The organism is Synechococcus sp. R5-13 (genome assembly GCF_047462015.1).
GTDB lineage: Bacteria > Cyanobacteriota > Cyanobacteriia > Thermostichales > Thermostichaceae > Thermostichus.
Window position 1 is genome coordinate 1 of record NZ_JANSIL010000034.1, and the last position, 4,305, is coordinate 4,305.

General features: G+C 58.3%; 3 protein-coding genes. 1 reads left to right on the plus strand and 2 read right to left on the minus strand.

Features of this window, described 5'->3' with window-relative positions; genetic code table 11:
* A partial coding sequence (locus NW840_RS02925) for an iron uptake porin (RefSeq protein WP_414342304.1) occupies window positions 1-1,313 on the plus strand: 1,313 nt, incomplete at its 5' end.
* A 127-nt stretch (window positions 1,314-1,440) separates the two neighbouring features.
* Here NW840_RS02925 and NW840_RS02930 read toward each other — a convergent pair.
* Both NW840_RS02930 and NW840_RS02935 read right to left on the minus strand, forming a co-directional pair.
* Window positions 1,441-2,280 carry a DUF6671 family protein gene (locus NW840_RS02930; RefSeq protein WP_414342306.1) on the minus strand — a complete coding sequence of 280 codons (840 nt, stop codon included), beginning with the start codon at window positions 2,278-2,280 and terminating at the stop codon, window positions 1,441-1,443.
* Window positions 2,281-2,349: 69 nt separating this feature from the next.
* Window positions 2,350-4,056 (minus strand): SulP family inorganic anion transporter, encoded by a 1,707-nt coding sequence (locus NW840_RS02935; protein ID WP_414342307.1) that lies wholly within the window; start codon window positions 4,054-4,056, stop codon window positions 2,350-2,352.
* Window positions 4,057-4,305 lie beyond the last annotated feature (249 nt).

The following is a 4,305-nucleotide window of genomic DNA, read 5'->3' on the forward strand; positions in this document are numbered from 1 at the left end:
GCTTGGATCGCATCAATGAGTTGATTGCAGCCGGTTTGGCCGACAAAGTCTCCAAGGAAGACTTGGCCACTCTGCAGCGCTTGCAAGAGGAATTTGCTGCTGAGCTGGCAGCCCTGCGCGGGCGGGTGGATGCCCTGGAAGCCGATGTTACTGATTTGAAAGGGAAGGTCTTCAACCCGGTTACCAAGTTGAATGCCCAAGTCATCGCCGCTGTTGTAGGCAGCGCTCTCACGGAAGACAGAGTTGTTGATGGGAAGGTAGTAGCAGAGCAAAACCAAGCCAACATGACTCTTCCCTATCGGGTACGCTTGAACTTCGATGCTTCTTTTGTGGGTCGCGATCGCCTGCGCATTCGTCTCCAAGCTCGCGATGCTGTGACTGAGTTCTTTGATGGGGATCCCGGCCTTGAGTTTGGCGGTGGTGGCGGTGGCACTTTCACCCTGGCCAAGCTGATCTACCAATTCCCAGCTTTCAACCAAGCAGCTACCATCTACACGGGTATCGTTGGCTCAGGTGTGTTCGATGTATTCAACTACAGCACACCCTTTGAAGCTCTCTCCGACTTTGCTGATGCTCCCAACTCCACGGCGGACGTGCCAGGTGGAGCTCTGTTTGGCTTCCGCTACCGACTCTCCGATCAACTACGCTTGGCCTACAGCTACAGCACCAGGAACGCTCAAGCCTTGGGCAACGGCTTCGGCGACAGCGGTATAACCGGTAGCGACAGTGCCCACGCGGTGGAGCTGGGCTTCCTGCCGAATGAAAACCTGGAGATCTACCTGCAGTTTGCCAGTACCTATCTGCAGACGGCAAACGATGGCCCTGAGTTCTTGGCCAACGGTACAGCTCTTTTCCGTGGCCCTCTGAGAGTAACCAATGTGTCCACCTCTGCACAGGTGAACGCCTTTTCTGTGGCTGCCAACTGGGAGATTACCCCCCGCGTCATCGTATCTGGCTGGTTTACTGCTGGCAATGTGGATTACAACTTGCCCAACGTGGTACCGGCTGGCACCATTGATCCGGGTGATGAAGATTTCAACGGGTTCCTGTTTGGCTTTGCTTTCCCGGATCTCTTCATTGAGGGTGCTCAGGGCGGTGTGGTGTTTGGCCAACCGATTGTCAGCACCGAGGAGGGAGTTTTTGACAGCCGTCCTTTCATCGTGGATGTTTACTACAGCTTCCCGGTGAACGAGTACCTCACCCTTACCCCGGCAGCCTACTTTGTGAGCAATCCCAATGGTGGGCCTAGCAAGTCTGGGGATACCGATCCAACCATCGGCGTGGGTGTCTTGCGAGCTGTGTTTACTTTCTAGTTCTTAAAATCCCTGCGTTGACATCCAAGTTGCTAAGTAGGGATCCACTGGGTTGGATCCCTATTTTCTTACATCAGCCCCTCTGGGGGGATGAAAGCCTGGGCTCGACGTCAAGCTTGGGACAAAGCTAGGGATTACAAAAGGCACACTGAGCGGGATCCGCCCAGGGCTCTGCCACAGGCTCGGTGTGGGTGTGGGAACAGCGAGCACAGCCATATACCCAAGCCTTGGCCACGGGGGTGGGGGCGCCACACTGGCCGCAGGGCAGTCCAGAGATCGAGCGGATCCGCCAGTAGCCAGGAGTGCCGCAGGCCGGGCACAGGCTTTGGGCTTTGGCGATTAGGTTTTGGGTGGCGGCTGCGATGACTTGGAGCCGGGTTGGGTTGCACATGGCCCGCATGTCGGTTTCCAGATGCAGGCCACCCTGCCGAGCCAGCAGCTCCCCCACCACCTGCTTCAGGGTTGCTTCGTCTTGGATTCCTTTGTGGATAACCTGGGGCTTTTCTGGCTGGTCGAGGGCGATCAGAGCGTGCTGGGGAAAACCCGCCCTTTGGGCAAAGTCCAGCGCTTCTGCCCAGCTCTGCACCCAGCGATGGCCGAAATTGGTTTGGGTGCTCTCTGCATAGCCGACCAGCTCCAAGGGCTCCGCGCCGGGTTCAAAAACCCTGAGCATGACCCACTCCTGATTCCAAGGGATCCAAGGGATCTGGGGGTGGGGGCCAAAGGATCCCTCGCTGGCCAAAACCAAGGAGACGGGATGAGCTTGTCGAGCCCTTTCAATCTTCAGGCGCAGAGTCTGTAGGGGATCCCCCGGTCGGGGCCGCTCCCGCGAGAAGGTGCCCAGTTGGTCGGTGTCGAAAGCTACTACTTGAACTTGGATCCCCAAATGTTCGGCCAAGAGAGGGCCGATGACCTGCTCTTTGCGATGCATGGTTGCCAAGTAGGCGACCCGACCCTTCCATTGCATAGACTTAGACTTAACCTGGATCTGGCAAACGGATCCCGCAGCTTTGTGGCTCAGGCCAATTGGGGTTACTCAAACCAGGGGACTGGCCTCGAGCGGCAAGCCCAACTGGGCAACAGCCTCGGCCAAAGCCACCTCACGGCTGTCCACAAACCGCTCTGGGGGCAGCGGCAAATGTAGGTTTTCCAGGCGCTGCCGGATCCGGCCCTTGGCCCCAACAATCCACACCTGTTTGCCCCGATCCAGGGCCTCGCGGATGGCATTTTCCAAGGATAGCGTCGCCGAAACTCCCAGCATCGGCACATCTGATAGATCCACCACCAGCGCTTGGCAGGAGGCCACCGCCTGATGTTGGCGGGAAATGGCTTGGGAAACCCCGAAGATCATCGGCCCGCTCAGGTAAAACAGCAACACCTGCCCGCATCCCTGGCGCAGCAATTCCCTCTCACGGGGAGTGAGATCCACCGCATCATCGGCATCGGTAATGGCTTTCACCTCTTCGGAGTGGATCTCGCTGAGGCGTTGAATGGTGAGCAAGTTGGCCACAAACACTCCCACTCCCACTGCAGCGATGAGATCCACAAACACCGTCATGAACATCACTCCGTACATGATGGCTGCCCCTTTGAGGGAAAGGCGGTGGGCCCGCTTGAGGAAGCTCCAGTCGAGGATATCCACCCCCACCTTAAAGGCGATCCCTGCCAGCACCGCCATTGGGATCCCTTGCGTGAGGGGAGCGGCAAACAGCACCACCATCAACAGAATGAGGGCGCGGGTGACGCCCGCCAGAGGGGTACGTCCCCCCGACTGGATATTCACCACCGTGCCCATGGTTGCCCCTGCTCCCGGCAGCCCTCCCATGAAGCCGGACACCAAGTTAGCGATCCCCTGCCCGATCAGCTCTTGGTCGGAGTCGTGGCGGGTGCGGGTGAGGTTATCGGCAATGACTGCCGTTAAGAGGGTGTCGATGCAGCCCAGCATCCCCAGCACCACCCCATCCAGCACCAAGTTGGCCAGGGAAGCAAAGGGCAACTGCGGCCACTGCAACTGCGGCAAACCGGTGGGGATAGGGCCAATGCGCCGCAAATCCCAATCGGCCATGAACAAGCTGGCCACCAGCGTTCCCAACACCAAAGCCACCAACTGCGGCGGCACCACCCGTCGCCAGGGCTTGGGATAGCCAAAAAGGATGGCAAGCGTCAGCAGCCCCAGCCCCAGCTCTGGCATCTTAAGGTTGAGCAGGTAGGTCGGCAGGTTCTGCACCGCCCCAATCACTCCCCCCTGGCTGGCGTGGCCCAAAAGCGGCGGGATCTGCAGCAAAATCATGATCCAGCCGATCCCGGACATAAAGCCGGAAATAACGCTGTAGGGCATGAGGGTGATGTATTTACCCAGTTTCAGGGATCCAAACAGGATCTGAAATAAGCCCCCCAGCATCACCACGGTGAAGGCCGGCCCCAGCCCCTGCTCCGGGTAACGAGCTGTAACATTAGCAACCACCGCCGTCATCATCACAGTCATCGGCCCGGTGGGTTCGGAGATGAGCGTGGGCGTACCCCCAAACAGAGCCGCAAAAAAGCCCACGCATACTGCTCCGTACAAGCCCGCCACCGGCCCTGCCCCCGAAGCCACCCCAAAGGCCAAGGCCATCGGCAAGGAAACAATCGCTGTCGTCAGCCCGCCGAAGAGATCCCCGCGCCAGTTGTCTAGGCTCAGACGTCGGTGCCAATCCAGAAATCTCTTGCCGCCGGACTGTTGTTCTTTCGCTTGGCTCAGCATGCCCCAAAGCCCTCCACGCTATGGGCAGCCTATCATTGAACGTTACTATAGAGATCATGCTAGAGAATAGATTTTCTTCTATAGTTTCCCTCAAGGATTCCCCTCCAAGCGAGGGCATGGGGCTTGAGCCGGTAGAGTTGTGTAAACTACCCGACACCCGCGCTATGCGCAGAGTGCGAGCTTTATCCCAATCCCTAGCGGCCCCAGAGGACAGCTAAGTTTCGGAATTTCAGGCGAGTTTACAGTCGC

What these genes read in the sequence shown, in the direction of transcription:
- NW840_RS02930 (WP_414342306.1), bottom strand. Translation starts at nt 2,280, where the DNA reads ATGCAATGGAAGGGTCGGGTCGCCTACTTGGCAACCATGCATCGCAAA.
- NW840_RS02935 (WP_414342307.1), bottom strand. Translation starts at nt 4,056, where the DNA reads ATGCTGAGCCAAGCGAAAGAACAACAGTCCGGCGGCAAGAGATTTCTG.